This is a genomic window from Mucilaginibacter metallidurans (assembly GCF_003286435.2).
Taxonomy (GTDB): domain Bacteria; phylum Bacteroidota; class Bacteroidia; order Sphingobacteriales; family Sphingobacteriaceae; genus Mucilaginibacter; species Mucilaginibacter gossypii.
In genome coordinates this window covers 3,825,951-3,844,298 of sequence record NZ_CP043449.1, presented here as the reverse complement: position 1 = coordinate 3,844,298, position 18,348 = coordinate 3,825,951, and the positions used below count along the sequence as shown (strand labels likewise).

Genomic DNA, 18,348 nt, shown 5'->3' with positions numbered 1-18,348 from the left:
TTTGGGTATGTATTTTAACACCGGAGACAATACGACAGATATGAACCGTGAAACCCTATTTGGTTTCGGTAAATTCCTGCAGGAATATGATGTACTGGTGAGTTTTAAGATCGATGAGGATGACCGCAAACCGCTCATTTTGGAAAGGAACAGCTTTGTGTGCCGTTTCTGCGGAAAACAGAAACCGGAAGTTACTTTTAAAAAACGTGCGCATGCGCTTCCAGAATTCATTGGGAACGGGAGCCTGTTCACCCATTGCGAATGCGATGATTGTAACGGATGGTTCGGGCGGGAACTGGAAGTGCATTTTGCCAGCTTTATGCACCTTAACCATACCATGTTCGGGGTGCGTGGCAAGAAAGGTTATCCCAAATTCAAGACGACCGACGGCACCGAGATCGTGAACGATGGCGGTATGATTGACTGGCAGGGCATACCCATGGAACAATTGAACCATGACGAAAAAACCAGGACTTTGACCGCCACGCAAAAAGTACCTTCCTTTATTCCTGCAAATGTTTTTAAGGCGCTGGTAAAAATGGCGCTGACCATTATGCCCGCCGCACAACTGCTTACCTTCGCGGACACGATGAGTTGGCTCAATGCACCGCTGAACGACCCCCGTTTTACTACTTCGAAGCTTTGGCTGGCCTATGGCGCGATAGGGAGCAGCGACCGCTTCCCGCACATTGGCGCAGCCTTACTGAAAAGAAAGAAACTGACTGATCTGGAACTGGTGCCGATGATCTTTAGGCTTAATTACGGTAATTTCCAGTTCGACGTCCCAGTCCCTATGTTCCACCAGGGCAAGATGATCCCGATCAAACAAATCCCATACCTTCCCAACCTTTTTGATTTACGCGACGGCTATGGGACCACCCATTTAAGACTGATCGATTTCAGTTTTACCGCGCCGGTTAAAGACCATTCAATGTCGTTTGAACTGGTAGATCTGGATGGAACGGGTACGGTAGAAACTATCGCCGTAAATTGAAGGGCTATTAGCAATACCCGTATCTCAAAAAAACGGCTACAAATAGTCGAATACCGAGCTTATTATTAAATTTAGCAGCTGAATATAAATTATATGCCTAATGGAACCTGTCACTACACATCATTCTTCACCGAGATATCCCCAATTCCATAAAAGAAAATCGATGGTTATGCTGGCCAATGAGCCGGAAGAACAATTGCTAGTTTTTGTGCATGGTTTCGGTGGTGACCCCTTAAAAACATGGAGTGATTTCCATAGTTATCTAACTTTAGATAAACAGTTTAAGGGTTTCGATCTGTTGTTTTACCATTATGATTCTAAAAAAGTACAAGCGAGTGCCAGCGCGATATTGCTGGATTTACTGATGGAGGAGATTTTGGAGCAACCCGCCTTTTTCTCCGGGTACTTTTTTCGTGATGAAGATTTGAAGTATAGCATACGTCCCGAGGGCTTCAAATACAAGAAGATTTTTTTTGTGGCGCATTCATTTGGCGCAATCGTCAGCCGGAAGGCCATGCTGTCTTCGCGCAGCAAAAATCATACGTGGCATAAGATCAGCAAACTGATGCTGATCGCCCCGGCGCATAATGGCGCAAAAGCATTACTGCCCGTTCAACAGATGCTAAGCGTCATTCCATTTGTCGTCGGCTGGAAGCGTTTTCGTACGCCAACACTCGACGATGTGGATCTCAGCTCGCCTAATTGCAGGCTGAAAGAGCTGAAAGAAGAAACAAAAATGATCCAGGCCGGAAGCGAAGGTGAGTTCACCATTGCCGGGCAAGTGATCTGGTCATTGGAGGATTACGTAGTCAACAATGAAGAATACCTGAAGGATGCCGAACCGATCATTGAAGATTATCAGGATCATAAGCATGTGTGTAAACCTAACGATGGCTATCTGACCCCTTTGGACACGCTTAAAAAATTTGTGCTGCAATATGGAAGCTAAATTAAAAGAATTAATGGTCAAGTATCGGCAGACGCCTGCTACAGCATTGGCGGTGCAAACGCTGAAAGGCGCGTTGGCGACCCATGAAGAAGATGAATTTACCTTAGATTTTGTCGTGAATCTGTTTAAGGATACGGAAACGAAGAAAAGCATTTCAAACAAGGTGGATGCCTTGGATAAGCTTTTGGATTTCTACAGTATTTTGGAACTGGCTGCTGCATCGCGGTTTGTTGAAACCGATGATCTTGAAGAAATCGGCAGCGAAGCCGAGCAGCTGCTTACGATGGGCGGTCTTCGGGCTTATCTGTTGACTGAATACCGCTCAACCCTGCCTTTACAATTACTGGAAAGGCTGCGGACGCGAATTGAGCTCGCCGTACCTCCTTACGTGTTTTACCGCGTTATGATCAAATTCCTGAATGTTTATGATTTCATTATAGAAAGTGATTGCCTGCACGATTTTTTAGCCCTGGACGGGGATACACTCGGTAAATTTTTCAGGGTGCTTCGGAATGACAGCCAGGAGAACACAGTATTGTATAATTATTTTATGGACAACAGAACGTTCACGGGATATGAAGAATACCTGACGCTTATCGACCTCATCCGGGAACTGCTTGAAGATGCAAGACATTCGGATCAGCTGCGCACGTATTTTCTGCAATTTATGCAAAGATATATTGACCCGGACATTTACCCCGCGCAGGCAATTATTGAAGAAACCAACTCGCTGTGCCAGTATTATTTAGACGAACTGCTTTTTAGTAACACTGATTTTCCGGGCCAGTTTATAGCCACTGAAAGTGCCCGGCTAAAAGGTTTGGTTAAAACACTGGCAGATCTGGAGGAAGCATTGGCTATCCATCTGAACATGCTGGTAAGTTGACGACCGTATTAAATAAAATGGTGGTTGATCAGTTACCGGCTTCTTTTTGATAAACCAAACGGACCCGGTGGCTGATGGCTTCGAGTAGATATATACGTTCAAAATTGGACTGCGCTATTACAGGGAACGCAACGGTCAGTAAGTCAAAGCCTGAATAGCTGCTAACCCCATCCATTACGATGAGCAGCCAGCAATTTTTTACAGCTGCTGAGGAAAGATAAGTTTCTGCCAGCAATTCTTTTGGGCGGATCGTGTCCAACAGCAGTTCGCTGAATCCCGCTTTCGCCAGATAATTTTCGGACAGGTTGACATCGAGCCGGGGCTCAGGATTAGGCACAAAGCTGACTTTTTCAATAAATGCCGGCTTAGGAAAGTTGCCGCCTGTTCCGACGCTGTAGATATAGTCAGCGATCTGCTGCGTCACCTGTTTCCGTTCGGATACAGTGAATTTACGGTTCTCAAAATTATGCTCGCCAGCCACCTGGTGATTATAATCGATAAATACGTTAACGGTTCCAAAAAAATCCGGATTAGCGCTCAGCAGCAGCTTGTGCGCATTTGCTACAAATTGTTTCGCAGCCTTTATAGTGGGTATAGCTTCCCGCCGGATTAGCCGTGTGTGTTCCAGGCCGATCTGTTCATTCGCCCGCATTAGCAGAAAATCCGGGTAAAGCGTCGGCGTTTCCGGCACAACCAACGTTAACGGAAGGGCGGAATCGATAACAAAACGGCCAACGTCGAGAAGTTCCTCGTACTTATCCGGCGTCACCTGCGGTTGCGCGTCCAGTAAATCATGGTAAGGCTGCGTTAATGCAGCAACAGCCAGCCAGTTACTATCCTCCGACTGTTGTTGCGCCTCCATATTATCCATGTTGATGGCTTCAATTGGAAAACCCGTAGCAGCGGCGATCCTGGCCCGCATTTCCTCGGGAGTGCCTAATTTTGATATTTTTACCACGGTCCGGATCATCATACCCCCCGGAGGTGGGCTAATTTTTCCAAGCCTAATTCCGATGGCAGTATTCCTGTCCTCCGGGCTTAACTTGTCTAAAAAATCCAGCCATTCTTTTTCGGGTTCCATCGCGTTAATCAAGATGATTGATCAGTTGCTCCGCAGCGTTGTATTTGAACAGCGCATTTTGATAATATTTATTGTTAGGATGGCTTTTATCGATCTTCTCCGATGAGGTCGCGATTTCCTTCAGCAATTCCTTAACTGAATGGGAATTAGAATTTTCGATAAATTCAACGGCATCCACAATGATCCTGAACACGGGCAAGGGGCCTAAGAGTTCGGGGCTGGAAAAAATCACATAGGTATACACTTCGCCGTTTTCATAATAATTAGCGAAAACGCCGACTTCCTCGGGAACCTCATCATCATCGTTTTTGCTCACCCCAAAAAATTCGACAAAAACATTAAGCTGCAACAGCTTCGGTGTATAGGCAAAATACAGTTCAGACTCATACATATCCACAATAGGGACGATTTGAATATTTTTTGAAGCAAATAAATTTTCCATCAATCAAATATATTATAATCAATTGAATCCGGGACGCTATGAGTGAAGAGCATTTGCGTTATTAAATTTCTCGGGTGATTTTATCGGCGGTGTTCTTTTTTCTTATTGATCGTGATGTTATTGTGTGACCTGTACCCGCTCGGATACGTCGACATCGGGGTTACCCTAAAAATCTTAAACGATATTTTGGTATTTTTACAGTTTATGGAAAGCCAGGAACCGATTATTTACTCGCCGGCAGCAGTATTAAATATTTTTAATAATTCTATTTCGCTGAAGCAGACGCAGCGCATTATTCAGCTGCGCGGTATTTTCGTGCTGGGTAAGGGGGCTTTCTATAATGGTAGCTATTACGACAGCCTGCGTGACGAATCTACGGATGCGCAGATCACGCTGGTGGTACCGGCTTTGATCAGGAATGAATTGCAACAAAATAAAACTGTAACCATCAATGGTTATATCACGCGGAGAGTGGTGAACAATGCCAGCCGGATTGAGATCCAATTGACGGTAACGGAATTGGTCGGACAAACGCAGAACAAGTATTCGGATGAGGAATTGGAGCGTATTGAAATTCAACAGGGAAAGGCGGCAGCCGGTTTCCGGGATGTACAGGGCTGGATCAAGGAGCAAATTCTACTGGAACATCCATTTAAGATTGGCGTCATTATTGGCAAATCAGCGATTATCGACAACGACATCAAGCATCAACTGCGGGAGTCTATCGCCTTTTATCAGTTAGATTTTCATCGCATTAATCTCAGTTCAGAAGCTGAAATACAGAGTACCTTAAAACAGCTGGACGACACGGGCACGGATATAATCGTGGTATCGCGCGGCGGCGGCGAGAACCTGGAGATTTTTAATAAGCTGAATATCGCGGAGCGGGCAATCGCGCTTAAGGGATTGTTCGTGACCGCCATCGGCCATAAGGATGACGTAACGCTCCTGCAAAAAGTAGCGGATAAAGCGTTCATTACACCTTCGGAGTTCGGACAATTCCTGAACGACACCTACAACCATACTGTAGAAGAAGCACAGCATTCGCGGGCACAGTTGGTTGAATCAGTTACAAAACAAATATCTGCGCGATACCAGAAGGAGATTGAGAACCTGAAGCAGCAGGTCACCAACCTCGATGAACTGAAAAAGCAAAGCACTGCCGATATGCAAAAAGTGTATGAGGAAAAAATCAGCGGACTAAACCAGTTGCAACAGGAAAAGCAAACGCTTTACGAGCGTCGTATCGCTGAGCTGGAAAAAAAGAGCAATGTGAATTGGATTGCCGTAATCATCGCCATTGTTGCAGGCCTAGTCATCGTCTATTTGCTGCAACATCATTAATATCGTCGTTTCGATGACATAAACGTTTTCCTCTTGACAAGGCAGTTAGATAATATTTTTCTAAAAAAAAGTAATTAGTAGTGCGCAAATAGGCTGCGCAGCCTAGCTTTTATTTTGTTCATTAATAAAAATATGATGTTAAACTTTTTACGGATCAAAATTTAAGCAAATGAATGGCCTTCAGGAAATGATATTAATAGGAGAGATTGTGTTACAATCTAAAATTGCAAAGCGAGCTGCTGAACGTTTGCGGGCAACGCATGACCATTTTGACCATGTAGAAACCTGGTGCTCGATTCAATCCATCCTGGTATCTGTAGGAATTGTCTCAAAAATTCTTTGGCCTGACAAAAAGTATAAACAGTGCGGAGTTGAATTACGGCGACTGCTCAAAGTTGATGAGAGCAACCCGCTTTCCAATCGGTCATTTCGTAACCATTTCGCGCATTACGATGAGCGCGTACATGAGTATTTTAAGTTTAACTCGCAAGGCGTCTACACAGATTTAGCGATGAACCCTCACCTAAACAGTGGGATATTCGGTCATATCCCTATGCACACGCACAGAGGTTATAATGCTTTCAATGATACCGTAGTATTTCGCGATGAGATACTTGATTTAAACGAATTATTGATTGCGCTTGACGCCCTGCTGGAAAACTGCAAGCCCTATGCTCTGGCCGGATGCTAAACTATATACCATAGCAGAAAATTATCGACTTTTTTTGGCCATCGCGCGGTGCAAGCTGATTGAGCGGCTTATTCTCCGACACAAAACTGGCAGTTTTCGCCAGATTTTGTAAATTGCATAAAAGATAGTGCCTATGGGACTGCTGAATTTTTTCGCGAAGCTGCTCGGTCTCGGCCGCCGTTTTAGCGGCACGCCGGAGCAATACCTCGCTATGGTGCAATACATGGCGGAAAAGAACAATCCGGATTACAGTAAGGAAGAACTGCTGCAATGGGGAGAGGTTATGCAAAAGGTCATGAAGGTTAACCTGCAACCTTACCAGGATTTTAAAGACCTGGCTGAAAACGGCACACCCGACGATTCGATGGTAGAAAAGGTAGACGGCAAGGTAAAAGAAATAGAGCAGCGCCGCGACCTGAAGCAGGCCATTTATGGCCCAAACGCTGATCTTGGGGATGATGATGTGATGAAAAGCAATGACTCCGGTGCGGTATTCGCCCGCAAGATGGTTAAGGATTTAGCCGAGCATGTGCAATTTTCGGATGAGGAACAAAAAAAATTGGATGAGCTATAGCTGCCAGAGATACTTAGGGTATCTTTGCAGGATGACTAACGAAGAACTGATCGCCTGGTTCAAAGATAAAGAACTTCCAAAAGTATTGCGCATCAACAGAGCCATCACTCAGCATGAAGTTCAAGATGCGGTGAAGCGAAATATCGAAAATCTATTGGCCAATCCTAATGATAACCGGGCCAAACACCGGCTGACTGATATAATGACTGCCCTCGAAACTCCATATGATGGGCCGGAAATTCCGGCTTTATAAATTATCAAACCAATTCGTAAGATTCCCGGAGATAAATGAATACCCCCGGTTTAAGCTCTTCCAAATTTGAAAGCCGGATATGGTTCTCATATTTTTTTCCTGCGGCCGCGCTTTTGATCACGGGTTTTTCCTTGTGCGGGGTTTTAGAATAGAATTTTAGATCGAGCCATTTTTTCATGGGGCGGATGACCAGGAAACCGGTGCGGCGATAAAATAAAATGCAGTTGGGGGTGGTACTGATGAGCACTTTGGGCCAGTCGGCTAGTTCGGCAAGTATCTTATCAAAAACCAATACCAGTTCATCGGAGCGTCCTTCAAAAAGCGTGTCCAGGCTAACCCGCTTGCAATAATGCCGGAAGTCGGCCCAGGGCAGGTCCCGTTCGCATTTGGGGCAGGTCCAGCTCATGATCAACAGGCCTCAAGAATGATGATCCATTTGTTTTCATCGTTCAGCGCGTAGGTGAGGCCGTCGCTCATTTCATAAACATGGCGTCCGCATTTTTCGCTGTAAAAGCTTTTCATTTCACGGATGACCTGCCCACCGTTTTCTTGGCGGAGGTAAAACGACAATGCGCTTATGGAGGGCGAGACGTCGCTCAATTTTTGGTACTCACCTTCTTTTACAAATGCAGAACTCATAATTCTTGTTGATATAATTAAACCGTTTGTGCTTCGATCTTTAAGGCGATCTGATAGATAACTTCTTCGTCCAGCCCCCCTGGATTATCGCAAACATGCAGGTATTCCTCCTCGTCCGGTTCAAAAACGGCCACCAATGTGCCATTTTCATAAACCTGATAGGTACAGTGTTCCTCCCGCAAAATTTGTACCTCAAAATAAAAGACATCCTGGGCACCGTTCACTTTGATCTCAAATTTTTCCATTAAATCATAAAACCCATTGAAACAGAATTTGTTATTCTTCTAACTAAAAAAATTAACTAATATGGCAACAAGAGGCGCAAAAGTGGAAAGGAACTCCGTATCGGAACAACCACACGAACTGAAATACGAAGCAAAGAAAGAAGGCACTACCGCTAAAAACGTGGAGGCCGCGAAAAAGGCGACTGGCAGCAATAAAAGGGCCGCTGTCGAAAAGAAACTCGAAGGAAAGAAATAAGAAAGCCCCGCAAGGGGCTTTCTCATCTGCAAAGCCATGATCCGAAAAGTTAAAAAAAACAATCCCGACGCCCGTTCCGTGGACATCGATGATGCCTATTGCCTGGAATTCTGGACGAGGGAATTCGGCGTATCGGTACACAAATTGAAGGCATCCGTGCTGGCAGCTGGTTCGGAGGCACCGAATGTGCGGCGGGAATTAAACAAACCCAATACCATGAAAACTGAAAAAACAAAACCCACTGAAACCGAGGATAAAGATCACCTGAGCCAGGAAGATTTGAAAGCCGGTATCAAAACATTTGAACAAACCGACGAGCCGCATGCCGCACTGGAAACGCCGGATGGTAAAAACAACGGCGCCGAGCCCAGTGTTTATCAGCACCAGCGCAAAGCGCATACCTGATCAATCATGACGGAACTGGATCAATATAAAGCCAAGCGGAATTTTAAGAAAACCGCGGAACCGGCGGGCGGCAAGCCCGGCTCGGATAAGCTGCTTTTTGTTGTTCAGAAGCATGATGCTTCTCATTTACACTACGATTTCCGCCTGGAAGTCAAGGGCGTCCTTAAAAGCTAGGCAGTGCCGCGCGGGCCGTCGATGGACCCGGAAGAAAGGCGGCTGGCTATGCCGGTCGAAGACCATCCCTACGATTATAAAGATTTTGAGGGCATCATTCCTAAAGGCCAATACGGCGGCGGCACGGTCTTTGTCTGGGACGAGGGCTGGTATGAACCGGCCGTGGATGAAAAGCTGAAAGACAAAGCAGCGAAGGAACATTGGATGATGTCCAATTATTATAAGAACGCGATAAAGATAACGCTGCACGGCCACAAGTTGAAAGGGGATTTTATCCTGATCAAATTCAAGGAAGATAAATACGAGGGCGGCTGGCGGCTGGTTAAAGCCGATGACCAGTACGCCACTAAAGACGATATTTTGCTTAAAGACAAATCGGTTATCTCCAAACTGACCATTGAGCAGTTGGCCGAAAAGGAAGGTGCCAGTGTTTGGAACAGCGACCGCGAGCCAGCCAAAGAAAAAACAACAGTTGTCAGTATCGATGAGCTGAAAAAACGGGGCATCAAAAAAGCGATGCCGACATCCGTCAAACCGATGCTTTGCACGTTGACCAAGGAAGTGGTGCCGGATGAAGACTACCTTTACGAGGTCAAATGGGACGGCTACCGCATCATTTCCTACATCGACAATAAAAAAGTCCGCATGGATTCGCGCAGCGCGCTGGACTACACCAAGAAATATCCGCCCGTGGCCAATGCCTTAAAGGAATTGGGCCACGATGCCGTACTGGATGGCGAAGTTGTAGTCTTCAATGAAGAAGGGAAACCCGATTTTGACGCACTTCAAACTTTTAACGGCCACGAAACACCGATTAATTATTGCGTATTCGACCTGCTTTGGCTGGACGGTTATAATTTAATGGGACTGCCGCTGACGGATCGCAAAGCCATTTTAAAACAACTCGTGGAAGGCAGTGAAGTGCTGCGCTTCAGCGAATCATTCGACGATGGCGAAGCTTTATACCAGCAGGCGCTCGACCTCGACCTGGAAGGCATAGTCGCCAAAAGAAAAGACAGTAATTATGTACCAGATGCCCGCGATAACCGCTGGCTGAAAACGCCCACCCGCAAGCGCCAGGAATTTGTGATCGGCGGCTGGGCAGAATCAGATAAAGTCCGTTCATTTCGTTCATTATTGTTCGGCGCCTATAACAGCAAAGGGGAATTCGAATGGATCGGCCGCTCCGGCGGCGGCTATAAGCAAAGCGAGATGCCGGGCATCCTGACGCAGTTGCAAAAGCTGGAGATAGATAAAACGCCGTTTATCAACAAGGTGCTGGATACCAAGGGCGCGAAAATCCACTGGGTCAAACCCGAACTAGTAGCCAACTTTGAATTCGCGACCTGGACAAAAACGGGGCGCATCCGCAAACCGGCTACTTTCCTCGGTTTTCGCAAGGATAAAAAAGCCAGCCAGGTGGTCAGAGAGGTGCCGTTAAGCGATGAGCAGGAAGAAGAAATTATAGACGAACCGAAAATCAAAGAACCGGTCGAGGCAACGGGTGACAGCAACTGGCCAAAGATCCAAAACAAAAAAATACAGTCAGAACGTGATTTCGAGTTTGGCGGGCATACGGTTACCATCAATAATATTGAACAGGAATTGTGGCGCGGTATTACCAAAGCGCGGCTGATCACCTATTACCATAGCATTTGCAATCATATATTGCCCCACCTCAAAGAACGGCCGTTGTCATTGCATATCAAGCAGGATGGCGCTAATGCCCCCGGCTTTTACATCAAGGACATGGAAGGGCACGAGCCCGACTACCTTGATATATATTCTGACCATCGTCGTCATAAAAAGAAAGGGAAGCGCGACCAGATCGATTACGCGGTCTGCAATAACGAAGCAGCCTTGCTTTACCTCATCAACTTAGGCAATATTGACCTGAACCCCTGGAGTTCGCGCATCAGCAGTCCGCAAGAACCCGATTTTATCAGCATTGATCTTGATCCATCAGACGAAGATTTTGGAAAAGCGATCAAGACCGCACAGGCAGCGAAGAAAGTATTTGACCGGTACAAGCTGCAAAGCTTTGTCAAAACCTCGGGCAAAACAGGTATCCATTTATTTTTGCCCTGCCAGGGGTTTGTTTTTCCGCAGGCAAGGACTCTGGCTGAAAAGATATGCGGCCTCGTAGCAAAAGAAGTACCGGATATTGCCACCACCGAAGTAAGCATTGACCACCGCGGCAGCAAGCTGTTTGTCGATCCAAGCCAAAATGACTACGCCGATACACTGGCCTGTGCCTACTCGGTGCGACCGTACAAACACCCGACAGTTTCGACGCCCTTGGAATGGAAGGAGGTGAAAGATAACCTCGACCCTAAAAAGTTCACGATGGACACCCTACCAGAGCGGTTGGAAAAGAAAGGCGATTTGTGGGCGGGTCTGACGGACGAAAAGCTTAAAGAGGCCAACACTAAAAACCTTAAAACGCTACTGGCATGATCCCCTACGATTCCATATTGCAACTGGTTAATGGCAAGGTCTACAGCCTGCACCATATCTGGAGCAGCTTTCATATCCATCAGCCGGATTACGAAGCCATCCGTTTTTATGGCGTTTCGCCGGCTGACCGGCAGGTGATCGTAGTGCAGACGGACGGGCAAAATGTCATTTATAAAGATCTGCCGGAAACACCGATTGATGAGCTGGATACCGGCAAGGATATTGAAACTAACCTCGGCCGGATCATCGGCGGCAACTTTGAAAAAGAAACCTGCGACGCGTATATCACCGAGGTGCCACTCGAGGACGTACTGGACGCGTTTTGTCAGATGCAGGACTATATCGCCACGTCCAGCGGCCTGTGGGCAACAGACCGCCCCGACCTGTTCAAAGGCAAGCCAAATGCCGAATTCTTGTTCCATTTACAATTCAAACAAAAGCCGTGAAGATCGCGACTTACAATATCAACGGTATCAATGGCCGCTTGGACATCCTGCTGCGCTGGCTGAAAGAGGCCGATCCGGACATCGTATGCTTGCAAGAGCTTAAATGTGAAAACAACCGTTTCCCTGAACGGGCATTAATAGAGGCAGGCTACAACGCCATCTGGCAGGGGCAAAAAAGCTGGAATGGCGTGGCTATTCTTGCCAAATCTGAAATCAAAGAATTAAGAAACGACCTACCGGGTGATGACAATGAGTTCACCCACAGCCGCTATATCGAAGCATTTATTAATGGCATCGTGATCGGCTGCATTTACCTGCCTAACGGCAATCCCTGGCCAGGGCCAAAGTTTGACTACAAACTGCGCTGGTTCCAGCGGCTGACGGATCATGCCAGCGACCTGGTTGGCCGCGACCTGCCGGTGATCCTGATTGGTGATTATAACGTGATGCCCACCGACCTGGATACCTATAAGCCCGAAAAATATGTGAACAATGCCTTATTCCGGCCAGAAACAAAAGCAGCCTATAAAGATTTAGTAGAGCAGGGCTGGACGGATGCCATCCGCACCTTACACCCTACCGCCCGCATCTATACGTTTTGGGATTATCTGCGCGATGCTTACGGCAGGAATGCCGGTTTACGGCTCGATCATTTCCTGCTGAATAAAAAGAGTGCTGACCGCCTGGTTTCAGCTACGGTCGACAAGCATGTCCGCGGTTGGAAAGGCAGCAGCGATCACGCGCCGGTTTGGATCGAACTGTCGGAAGAAAGCGGCGGACCTTCCAGACGCGGCAACAAACCGAGCCTCAAAGTGGAAAAAAAGAGCAGCCAGGCCGAAGTAGCGGTACCACCCACACACGATTTGAACAGCTTGCTGAAAAAAGCGCCAAAAGCCAAAATGCCGGCTAAGTTACAGCCCATGAAGGCAACGCTGGTGCGCGAACCGTTTGATGATTCGGGCTGGCTCTACGAGATTAAGTGGGATGGTTACCGGGCACTGGCTGTAGTCGGTGATGGAAACGCGGAACTTATCTCCCGCAATAATATTTCTTTTGACCAGTTTCATCCGATAACGGACGCGCTGGCAAACTGGAATGCCAAAGCCATTATCGATGGGGAAATCGTCGTGCTCGGCGCAGATGGTAAATCAGATTTCAGCGCGATCCAGAACTGGCAGCGGCGGAAGGATGGGCAACTGGTCTATCACGTATTTGATATTTTGTGGTACGATGGGCGCGATTTGAGGGGCCTTCAGCTTACCGAACGGAAGGCGATCCTGGAAGCGGTGTTGCCCGCTGACGATTTGATCCGCCTGAGCAAAGCTTTCGCGGTGAACGGTATCGAATTTTTCCATGCGGCGGAAAAAGCCGGCATCGAAGGCATCATGGCCAAGAAAGCCGACAGCGCCTATTCGGCCGGCGACCGCTCCAAAGAATGGCTTAAGGTTAAGGTCGAACGTAGGCAGGAAGTGGTCATTGGTGCATTCACCCGGAACGCCGGAACTGATAAACTCTTCAGCGCCTTGGCAATCGGCGTGTATGAAAACGGTGTGCTGCGCTATATTGGCAAGGTCGGTACCGGCTGGTCGGAGAAAAAGCAAAAAGAAATGATGGCCGAGTTCAAGCCGCTCATCACGGATGTGTGTCCATTTGATGTCGAACCGGATGTGGACGAACCCTCGCAGTTCCGCCCTCGCAGGCTCGGCGCAAAGCCATTTTGGTTAAAACCTGAATTGGTCTGTGAAGTAAATATAGCTGAGATCACCAGCGATGGAAAAGTCCGGCAGGCCTCATTTAAAGGCATGCGCCGCGACAAGAACCCAAAAGAGGTCATTTTAGAAACACCCACCGAAACAAACCAAATCGTTGCAGAAGCAACGGAAATACCTAACCCGGCAATAGCCATGAGTAAAACGATCAAACCGGAAGCTAGCTTCCTGGACGCAGACAAGGATAGCCAGACCGTCAAAGTAAATGGCTGCCCCTTAACTTTCAATCATCTCTCAAAAGTATACTGGCCGGAAGACGGTATCACCAAGCGGGATATGTTCAACTATTACGACCAGGTCGCCGAGTACATGGTGCCGTACCTGAAGGACCGGCCGATGTCCTTGAACCGCTTCCCCAATGGTATCCATGGCCCCAGCTTTTACCAGAAAAACGTAAAGGACAAAGTGCCCGATTGTATGAGCACGATGCCGCATACCAACGACAAGGGCGAAGAAAAGGAATACCTGGTAGCTACCAATAAAGCCAGCCTGCTTTGGATGGCCTCACTCGGCTGTATCGAGATCAATCCCTGGTTCAGCAGGGTACAGTCCCCAGATAATCCCGATTTCTGTATCATCGACCTCGACCCGGACAAACAACATTTTGACCAGGTGATCAGCGCGGCGCTGGAAGTTAAAAAAGTACTGGATGCTATGGGAGTACCTGCTTACCCCAAAACGTCAGGTTCCACCGGAATGCATATTTACATTCCATTGGGCGCGAAGTATACTTACGACCAAAGTCAAATGTTCGCCAAGATCATCGTTACCCTGGTGCATAAACAAATACCCGAATATACCAGCCTCGAACGGATGGTGAAAAACCGCGGCGGGAAAATGTACCTGGACTTTTTGCAAAACCGCCCGGATGCCACCATTGCCGGTGTTTATTCCTTGCGGCCCAAACCCGGCGCCACAGTGTCTATGCCGCTGACCTGGGATGAGGTCAGACCGGGACTAATGATGCGGCATTTTACGATCTATAATTCCATTGCCCGCTTAAGAGAAACGGGTGATCTGTTTAAAGGCGTGCTCGGCACGGGAATTGACTTAAAGAAGACTCTGACAAAAGCTAAAGAAATTGAACTATGAAAAAATTGATCAGCAGTATGGTTGGCGGTATCACCGGTGCGGTAGCATTAAATATAGTGCACCAGGCCGTAAAACAAATTGACCACGAAGCACCGCGCGTCGACCTCGTCGGTGAAGAAGCTTTAACCAAAGGAATGGAATCCCTGGGCCTGACACCGCCCAACGGCAACGCCCTTTTTATCGCCACCCTTACCGGCGATATACTTAGCAATGCCTTATACTATAGTACCATCGGTTTTGGCAAAAAGAGATATTTACTGCTAAGGGGTGCCGCCGTTGGAATAGCTGCCGGCGTGGGCGCTTTAACACTGACCGGGCCAATGGGTCTGAGCGACGCCCCGGTAACGCGAACAGACAAAACAAAATTATTAACCGTAGCCTGGTATACCTTGGGCGGCTTAGTCGCAGCTTCGGTGATGAGGGCCTTACGCAACAAGTGATGATTAACAACTAAAACCAAAGCCATGAAAACCATCAAACTCTCGATTCTTGCATGCTTGCTGGGTGTTTGTTCCGCAGTAGCGCAATCCAAATTACAACCCGTATACAGTGATAACACCTACCAGTTTACCGGTGTGGCCGTATCTGCTAAAGGCCGGTTATTTGTCACCTATCCGCGCTGGTCGGACACTTACAAATATGGCGTAGTAGAAGTGGTGCATGGTAAAGCTGTTCCTTATCCCGATGCGGCGACAAACAACTGGGTGCCGGGGCAGGATGGCATGAACAAATGGGTTTGCGTTCAAACCGCGTATGTGGACGACCAGGATAAATTATACATCGTCGATCCGGCTGCACCGAAGCTGGGCAAGGTGTATAACAACAGCGCCAAGGTGGTGAAATTTGACCTGGCTACCAATAAGATCGAAAAGATCTACCGTTTTCCGGGCACAATTGATAATCAGAGCTATTTGAATGACATCCGCGTTGATACCAAAAGACAAATGGCCTACCTGACTAATTCCGGCACCGGCGGGATTGTCGTGCTCGATCTCAAAACTGGTCAGTCCAGGCAGGTGCTGCAGGCGCATAAATCCACCCATCCCGATCCCAATGTAAAATTCATTATCGACGGCCGCGAACTTAAGAAGCAAGGCCAGCCGGTAGCATTCCAGTCGGATGGCATTGCCTTATCACCGGACAGGGCTTACCTGTATTATAAAACCATTACGGATAAGAAACTCTTTCGCATTCCAACCAGTGCGTTGAACAACCCGGCCCTTAGCGGTCAGCACCTGGCCGGCCAGGTGCAGGACCTGGGCAATATCAGCAATACCGATGGGATGGAATTTGACCCCAAAGGAAACTTATATCTGGGAGACCCGATTACCTACAGTATGGTGCAGGTTACGCCGGACCTGAAACCACATATCTGGATCAGGGACAGCAAACTGATCTGGCCGGATACCTACAGCATCTCCAAGGATGGCTTTATTTATATCACCACCTCGCAGATACAAAAACAGCCAGACTATAATAACGGGGTGAATAAACGGACCAGTCCTTATATGGTCTTTAAAGCGAAATTACCTTAGAGGGATGAAAAAACACGGGTTAATGATCGATATGGACGGCGTAATTTATGCCGGCGAAGAATTGATAAAAGGCGCTGACGTTTTTGTAAAGCGCCTGTTAAAGGACAAAATACCGTTTACTTTTTTATCCAATAACAGTTCAAAGAGCCGTGCGGACGCGGTTGAAAAGCTGGCAAAGCTGGGCATAAAGGTCACCGAAAAGCATATTTATACCAGTGCGATGGCCACTGCGACCTTTCTTACTGAGCATTACCCGGATTGCATAGTCCACGTTTTATGCGAGGGCGGCTTGCTGAAGAGCCTGAAAAATGCGGGCATTCGCAGTGCTGACAAAAAACCTGACCTGGTTATTCTTGGCGAAGGACAGGAATTCAGTTTGGAGAAAGTGCACAAGGCAGTCGACATGATCCTGGCCGGTGCGCGCTTTATTGCCACCAACCGCGATCCCTCACCGCGTCGGGAAGGCTGGAATAACCTGGGCATTGCGGCGACGGCTGCGATGATCGAAGAAGCCAGCGGGCGCGAACCGTTTGTGATAGGTAAACCCAGCCCGGTCATGATGCGCTCGGCAGCCGCCTATATGGGTCTAAAGCCTGAAGAGGTGACCGTCATTGGTGATACCATGGAAACCGATATCATTGGCGGCATTTATATGGGATTTAAAACCATACTCGTTTTGTCCGGGATCGCTGACAAAGAACAGTTGATCAAATATGGCTACCGGCCTCACCTGGTCGTAGATTCTGTTGACGAGATCGAGTTTCCTCTAAAATGGTGGTAATAAATCCGTTTTTATTTTAATTTTATATTACTGCAAGTTTAAATCGTCAAACTTGTCCTGCCCAGTCATCATCACGATCCCGCCGAAGCACGAGCGAAATAAACCAAAGTAGAAATCCGATCAGCAAGATTTGCCGGTGGCTGCCGGGCACCTGATGAATTTTTCCCGCCGCCCATAAGATGCAATCATAAAACAAAAAGCAAAAAAGCAGCGAAAAAAGCAGCGAACTATAAAAATCTATCTTCTGTTTCATATCATTTCCTCCAGGTTTTTTAAGCGGAACACCTCGCGGGCGATGAGTTTACAGTTATAGCCGAGTTCTTCCAGCGTACAACAAATGGTTTTAATTTTTACCGGCAATTCGCCTACCGTTTCCATCAGGTCGATATGCAGCAGGCGTGTATCTTTTAAATCAGGGCTACCTTTCAGCTGATTGAACAAATCATAGGCGGCCTCGCGGTCATTGCCAAAAAAGTACTGCCCGTAATCCGCAAACCCCTGCCGCGTACTTAGGCTCAATAAGATATAAAATTGTGTTTCCATTGTTATCCTAAATTTTAAGAGCCCCTGCGTGCAGGAGCCCTTTGTGATTTAGCTTTTGTTATCCTTTTTCCGGTGCGGGTTCTTCTTTTTTGCGTTCCGGAACCGAAACCACCCGGTAGCTGAGCTTGTCGTCTTTTCTGACCTCCTCCAGGTAGATCTCATCCGGCGTTACCCAGTAAGTTTTGCCGCTTAGCCTCACCTGGTGAGCGCCGTCGGGCAGGCGGTTGGTCATGTCGCCTACCAGCGGTAAAGACGGGTCCGGCTCGGCAGTCGTGTTCAGGATGCCATCTTTGCCTACTACCTTATAGGCAAACTGTCCGCCTGGATGAATGACGGAATCATAGTAAATGCCTTTGTATACCCAGTAAGGATTGCCGTCGATTGTTAGAATCTCTGCCCCGATGGGCAATGAAGGCACCTCCGCACCAATCGGCGGCGCGGCGACTTTATAGCTGCCATCCGCATAGGATTGATAGAACAGCCCGTCATAGTAATAATAGGGATAAGTATTCCAAAAAAATGAATAATAGCCTCCGGGCAGTGAATGAACGACTACACCTATACGCGGATAAACATAGGGGTGATAGAATCCGGCATGTACCGCCATTGCATCGGGGCGTAGGTGAAAAGCTGTCCTGTTAAAGGCGGTCATGCGGCCGCCTCTTTGGGCATCGGCAGGAGCGGTTAAACCTAAAACCAGCGAACCTGCGATGCTTAATCCAATTAAGAATTTATTCATCGTTTTCATGGTCATTTAAATTTAAAGTCCTACAATAGTATATCCCGAAAAGGCCGCCATGACGGCAGCCTCTG

Annotated in this window: 24 protein-coding genes; 16 read left to right on the top strand and 8 right to left on the bottom strand. The window is 47.5% G+C overall.

Translation table 11 applies throughout. The features are described from left to right. Positions 1–40: 40 nt before the first annotated feature. The 3 genes from DIU38_RS16560 to DIU38_RS16550 all read left to right on the top strand — a co-directional run bounded on the left by DIU38_RS16560 (position 41) and on the right by DIU38_RS16550 (position 2,829). On the top strand, positions 41–994 hold the full coding sequence (locus DIU38_RS16560) for an HNH endonuclease (RefSeq protein ID WP_167516204.1): 954 nt from the start codon (positions 41–43) through the stop codon (positions 992–994). Between the two features lie 169 nt (positions 995–1,163). Further along, on the top strand, positions 1,164–1,943 hold the full coding sequence (locus tag DIU38_RS16555) for an esterase/lipase family protein (protein WP_167516203.1): 780 nt from the start codon (positions 1,164–1,166) through the stop codon (positions 1,941–1,943). Continuing rightward, complete coding sequence (locus DIU38_RS16550) at positions 1,933–2,829, top strand: hypothetical protein (RefSeq protein WP_112654540.1); 897 nt, start codon at positions 1,933–1,935, stop codon at positions 2,827–2,829. Before DIU38_RS16555 ends, DIU38_RS16550 begins: the two co-directional genes overlap by 11 nt. A gap of 28 nt (positions 2,830–2,857) precedes the next feature. On the opposite strand, the gene DIU38_RS16545 is transcribed toward DIU38_RS16550, so the two are convergent. After that, on the bottom strand, positions 2,858–3,910 hold the full coding sequence (locus DIU38_RS16545) for a hypothetical protein (RefSeq protein WP_112654541.1): 1,053 nt from the start codon (positions 3,908–3,910) through the stop codon (positions 2,858–2,860). A 4-nt stretch (positions 3,911–3,914) separates the two neighbouring features. After that, positions 3,915–4,352 (bottom strand): hypothetical protein, encoded by a 438-nt coding sequence (locus tag DIU38_RS16540; RefSeq protein ID WP_112654542.1) that lies wholly within the window; start codon positions 4,350–4,352, stop codon positions 3,915–3,917. A 204-nt stretch (positions 4,353–4,556) separates the two neighbouring features. Between DIU38_RS16540 and DIU38_RS16535 the strand changes: the two genes are divergently transcribed. From DIU38_RS16535 to DIU38_RS16520, 4 genes are all read left to right on the top strand, one after another. Next, a complete protein-coding gene (locus DIU38_RS16535; RefSeq protein ID WP_167516202.1) occupies positions 4,557–5,696 on the top strand; it encodes an exodeoxyribonuclease VII large subunit in 1,140 nt (379 codons plus the stop codon). Between the two features lie 169 nt (positions 5,697–5,865). Beyond that, entirely contained in the window at positions 5,866–6,387 is a 522-nt protein-coding gene (locus tag DIU38_RS16530; RefSeq protein WP_112654544.1) for a hypothetical protein, read from the top strand. A 133-nt stretch (positions 6,388–6,520) separates the two neighbouring features. Further along, positions 6,521–6,961, top strand: a complete 441-nt coding sequence (locus tag DIU38_RS16525; protein WP_112654545.1) for a hypothetical protein — start codon at positions 6,521–6,523, stop codon at positions 6,959–6,961. A 31-nt stretch (positions 6,962–6,992) separates the two neighbouring features. After that, entirely contained in the window at positions 6,993–7,214 is a 222-nt protein-coding gene (locus DIU38_RS16520; protein WP_112654546.1) for a DUF6965 family protein, read from the top strand. Between the two features lie 4 nt (positions 7,215–7,218). On the opposite strand, the gene DIU38_RS16515 is transcribed toward DIU38_RS16520, so the two are convergent. The 3 genes from DIU38_RS16515 to DIU38_RS16505 are packed head-to-tail and all read right to left on the bottom strand — an operon-like array spanning position 7,219 to position 8,098. Beyond that, positions 7,219–7,620, bottom strand: a complete 402-nt coding sequence (locus DIU38_RS16515) for a DUF5655 domain-containing protein (RefSeq protein WP_112654547.1) — start codon at positions 7,618–7,620, stop codon at positions 7,219–7,221. Between the two features lie 2 nt (positions 7,621–7,622). Beyond that, complete coding sequence (locus tag DIU38_RS16510) at positions 7,623–7,853, bottom strand: hypothetical protein (RefSeq protein ID WP_112654548.1); 231 nt, start codon at positions 7,851–7,853, stop codon at positions 7,623–7,625. A gap of 17 nt (positions 7,854–7,870) precedes the next feature. Then, entirely contained in the window at positions 7,871–8,098 is a 228-nt protein-coding gene (locus DIU38_RS16505) for a hypothetical protein (RefSeq protein WP_112654549.1), read from the bottom strand. Between the two features lie 61 nt (positions 8,099–8,159). Between DIU38_RS16505 and DIU38_RS16500 the strand changes: the two genes are divergently transcribed. Genes DIU38_RS16500 through DIU38_RS16460 form a run of 9 tightly spaced genes read left to right on the top strand, consistent with a single transcriptional unit; the run spans position 8,160 to position 16,992 of the window. Next, the gene (locus DIU38_RS16500) at positions 8,160–8,333 is read left to right on the top strand and encodes a DUF3606 domain-containing protein (protein ID WP_112654550.1); all 174 of its coding nucleotides are present in this window, start codon (positions 8,160–8,162) and stop codon (positions 8,331–8,333) included. Positions 8,334–8,369: 36 nt separating this feature from the next. Next, positions 8,370–8,738, top strand: coding sequence for a DUF3606 domain-containing protein (locus DIU38_RS16495; RefSeq protein ID WP_112654551.1), 369 nt, complete (start codon positions 8,370–8,372; stop codon positions 8,736–8,738). 6 nt (positions 8,739–8,744) lie between these two features. Continuing rightward, the gene (locus DIU38_RS16490) at positions 8,745–8,912 is read left to right on the top strand and encodes a hypothetical protein (protein WP_112654552.1); all 168 of its coding nucleotides are present in this window, start codon (positions 8,745–8,747) and stop codon (positions 8,910–8,912) included. A 21-nt stretch (positions 8,913–8,933) separates the two neighbouring features. Next, positions 8,934–11,369 carry a DNA ligase D gene (ligD, locus tag DIU38_RS16485; RefSeq protein ID WP_112654553.1) on the top strand — a complete coding sequence of 812 codons (2,436 nt, stop codon included), beginning with the start codon at positions 8,934–8,936 and terminating at the stop codon, positions 11,367–11,369. Next, entirely contained in the window at positions 11,366–11,815 is a 450-nt protein-coding gene (locus DIU38_RS16480; RefSeq protein WP_112654554.1) for a hypothetical protein, read from the top strand. Before ligD (DIU38_RS16485) ends, DIU38_RS16480 begins: the two co-directional genes overlap by 4 nt. Then, positions 11,812–14,676, top strand: coding sequence for a DNA ligase D (gene ligD / locus DIU38_RS16475; protein WP_112654555.1), 2,865 nt, complete (start codon positions 11,812–11,814; stop codon positions 14,674–14,676). The genes DIU38_RS16480 and ligD (DIU38_RS16475) overlap by 4 nt, the downstream gene beginning before the upstream one ends. Beyond that, positions 14,673–15,116: a hypothetical protein gene (locus tag DIU38_RS16470; protein WP_112654556.1), complete on the top strand. Its 444-nt coding sequence runs from the start codon at positions 14,673–14,675 to the stop codon at positions 15,114–15,116. The genes ligD (DIU38_RS16475) and DIU38_RS16470 overlap by 4 nt, the downstream gene beginning before the upstream one ends. A gap of 24 nt (positions 15,117–15,140) precedes the next feature. Next, on the top strand, positions 15,141–16,211 hold the full coding sequence (locus DIU38_RS16465) for an L-dopachrome tautomerase-related protein (RefSeq protein ID WP_112654557.1): 1,071 nt from the start codon (positions 15,141–15,143) through the stop codon (positions 16,209–16,211). A 4-nt stretch (positions 16,212–16,215) separates the two neighbouring features. Further along, positions 16,216–16,992, top strand: a complete 777-nt coding sequence (locus DIU38_RS16460; protein ID WP_112654558.1) for an HAD-IIA family hydrolase — start codon at positions 16,216–16,218, stop codon at positions 16,990–16,992. 46 nt (positions 16,993–17,038) lie between these two features. Here the strand turns inward: DIU38_RS16460 and DIU38_RS16455 are convergent, their stop codons facing one another. Genes DIU38_RS16455 through DIU38_RS16445 form a run of 3 tightly spaced genes read right to left on the bottom strand, consistent with a single transcriptional unit; the run spans position 17,039 to position 18,283 of the window. Further along, positions 17,039–17,245, bottom strand: coding sequence for a hypothetical protein (locus DIU38_RS16455; protein ID WP_112654559.1), 207 nt, complete (start codon positions 17,243–17,245; stop codon positions 17,039–17,041). Then, positions 17,242–17,535 carry a hypothetical protein gene (locus tag DIU38_RS16450; RefSeq protein WP_112654560.1) on the bottom strand — a complete coding sequence of 98 codons (294 nt, stop codon included), beginning with the start codon at positions 17,533–17,535 and terminating at the stop codon, positions 17,242–17,244. The genes DIU38_RS16455 and DIU38_RS16450 overlap by 4 nt, the downstream gene beginning before the upstream one ends. A gap of 58 nt (positions 17,536–17,593) precedes the next feature. Then, positions 17,594–18,283 carry a DUF6515 family protein gene (locus DIU38_RS16445; RefSeq protein WP_146750344.1) on the bottom strand — a complete coding sequence of 230 codons (690 nt, stop codon included), beginning with the start codon at positions 18,281–18,283 and terminating at the stop codon, positions 17,594–17,596. Positions 18,284–18,348: the final 65 nt, after the last annotated feature.

Excerpts from the sequence above, each read along its gene's own strand:
- DIU38_RS16545 (WP_112654541.1), bottom strand. The coding sequence starts at position 3,910 with ATGGAACCCGAAAAAGAATGGCTGGATTTTTTAGACAAGTTAAGCCCG.
- DIU38_RS16525 (WP_112654545.1), top strand. The coding sequence starts at position 6,521 with ATGGGACTGCTGAATTTTTTCGCGAAGCTGCTCGGTCTCGGCCGCCGT.
- DIU38_RS16540 (WP_112654542.1), bottom strand. The coding sequence starts at position 4,352 with ATGGAAAATTTATTTGCTTCAAAAAATATTCAAATCGTCCCTATTGTG.
- DIU38_RS16445 (WP_146750344.1), bottom strand. The coding sequence starts at position 18,283 with ATGAAAACGATGAATAAATTCTTAATTGGATTAAGCATCGCAGGTTCG.
- DIU38_RS16465 (WP_112654557.1), top strand. The coding sequence starts at position 15,141 with ATGAAAACCATCAAACTCTCGATTCTTGCATGCTTGCTGGGTGTTTGT.
- DIU38_RS16515 (WP_112654547.1), bottom strand. The coding sequence starts at position 7,620 with ATGAGCTGGACCTGCCCCAAATGCGAACGGGACCTGCCCTGGGCCGAC.
- DIU38_RS16505 (WP_112654549.1), bottom strand. The coding sequence starts at position 8,098 with ATGGAAAAATTTGAGATCAAAGTGAACGGTGCCCAGGATGTCTTTTAT.
- DIU38_RS16535 (WP_167516202.1), top strand. The coding sequence starts at position 4,557 with ATGGAAAGCCAGGAACCGATTATTTACTCGCCGGCAGCAGTATTAAAT.
- DIU38_RS16560 (WP_167516204.1), top strand. The coding sequence starts at position 41 with ATGAACCGTGAAACCCTATTTGGTTTCGGTAAATTCCTGCAGGAATAT.
- DIU38_RS16550 (WP_112654540.1), top strand. The coding sequence starts at position 1,933 with ATGGAAGCTAAATTAAAAGAATTAATGGTCAAGTATCGGCAGACGCCT.
- DIU38_RS16530 (WP_112654544.1), top strand. The coding sequence starts at position 5,866 with ATGAATGGCCTTCAGGAAATGATATTAATAGGAGAGATTGTGTTACAA.
- DIU38_RS16460 (WP_112654558.1), top strand. The coding sequence starts at position 16,216 with ATGAAAAAACACGGGTTAATGATCGATATGGACGGCGTAATTTATGCC.
- DIU38_RS16510 (WP_112654548.1), bottom strand. The coding sequence starts at position 7,853 with ATGAGTTCTGCATTTGTAAAAGAAGGTGAGTACCAAAAATTGAGCGAC.
- DIU38_RS16495 (WP_112654551.1), top strand. The coding sequence starts at position 8,370 with ATGATCCGAAAAGTTAAAAAAAACAATCCCGACGCCCGTTCCGTGGAC.
- DIU38_RS16490 (WP_112654552.1), top strand. The coding sequence starts at position 8,745 with ATGACGGAACTGGATCAATATAAAGCCAAGCGGAATTTTAAGAAAACC.
- DIU38_RS16450 (WP_112654560.1), bottom strand. The coding sequence starts at position 17,535 with ATGGAAACACAATTTTATATCTTATTGAGCCTAAGTACGCGGCAGGGG.
- DIU38_RS16455 (WP_112654559.1), bottom strand. The coding sequence starts at position 17,245 with ATGAAACAGAAGATAGATTTTTATAGTTCGCTGCTTTTTTCGCTGCTT.
- DIU38_RS16520 (WP_112654546.1), top strand. The coding sequence starts at position 6,993 with ATGACTAACGAAGAACTGATCGCCTGGTTCAAAGATAAAGAACTTCCA.
- DIU38_RS16480 (WP_112654554.1), top strand. The coding sequence starts at position 11,366 with ATGATCCCCTACGATTCCATATTGCAACTGGTTAATGGCAAGGTCTAC.
- DIU38_RS16500 (WP_112654550.1), top strand. The coding sequence starts at position 8,160 with ATGGCAACAAGAGGCGCAAAAGTGGAAAGGAACTCCGTATCGGAACAA.
- ligD (WP_112654553.1), top strand. The coding sequence starts at position 8,934 with ATGGACCCGGAAGAAAGGCGGCTGGCTATGCCGGTCGAAGACCATCCC.
- DIU38_RS16555 (WP_167516203.1), top strand. The coding sequence starts at position 1,164 with ATGCTGGCCAATGAGCCGGAAGAACAATTGCTAGTTTTTGTGCATGGT.
- DIU38_RS16470 (WP_112654556.1), top strand. The coding sequence starts at position 14,673 with ATGAAAAAATTGATCAGCAGTATGGTTGGCGGTATCACCGGTGCGGTA.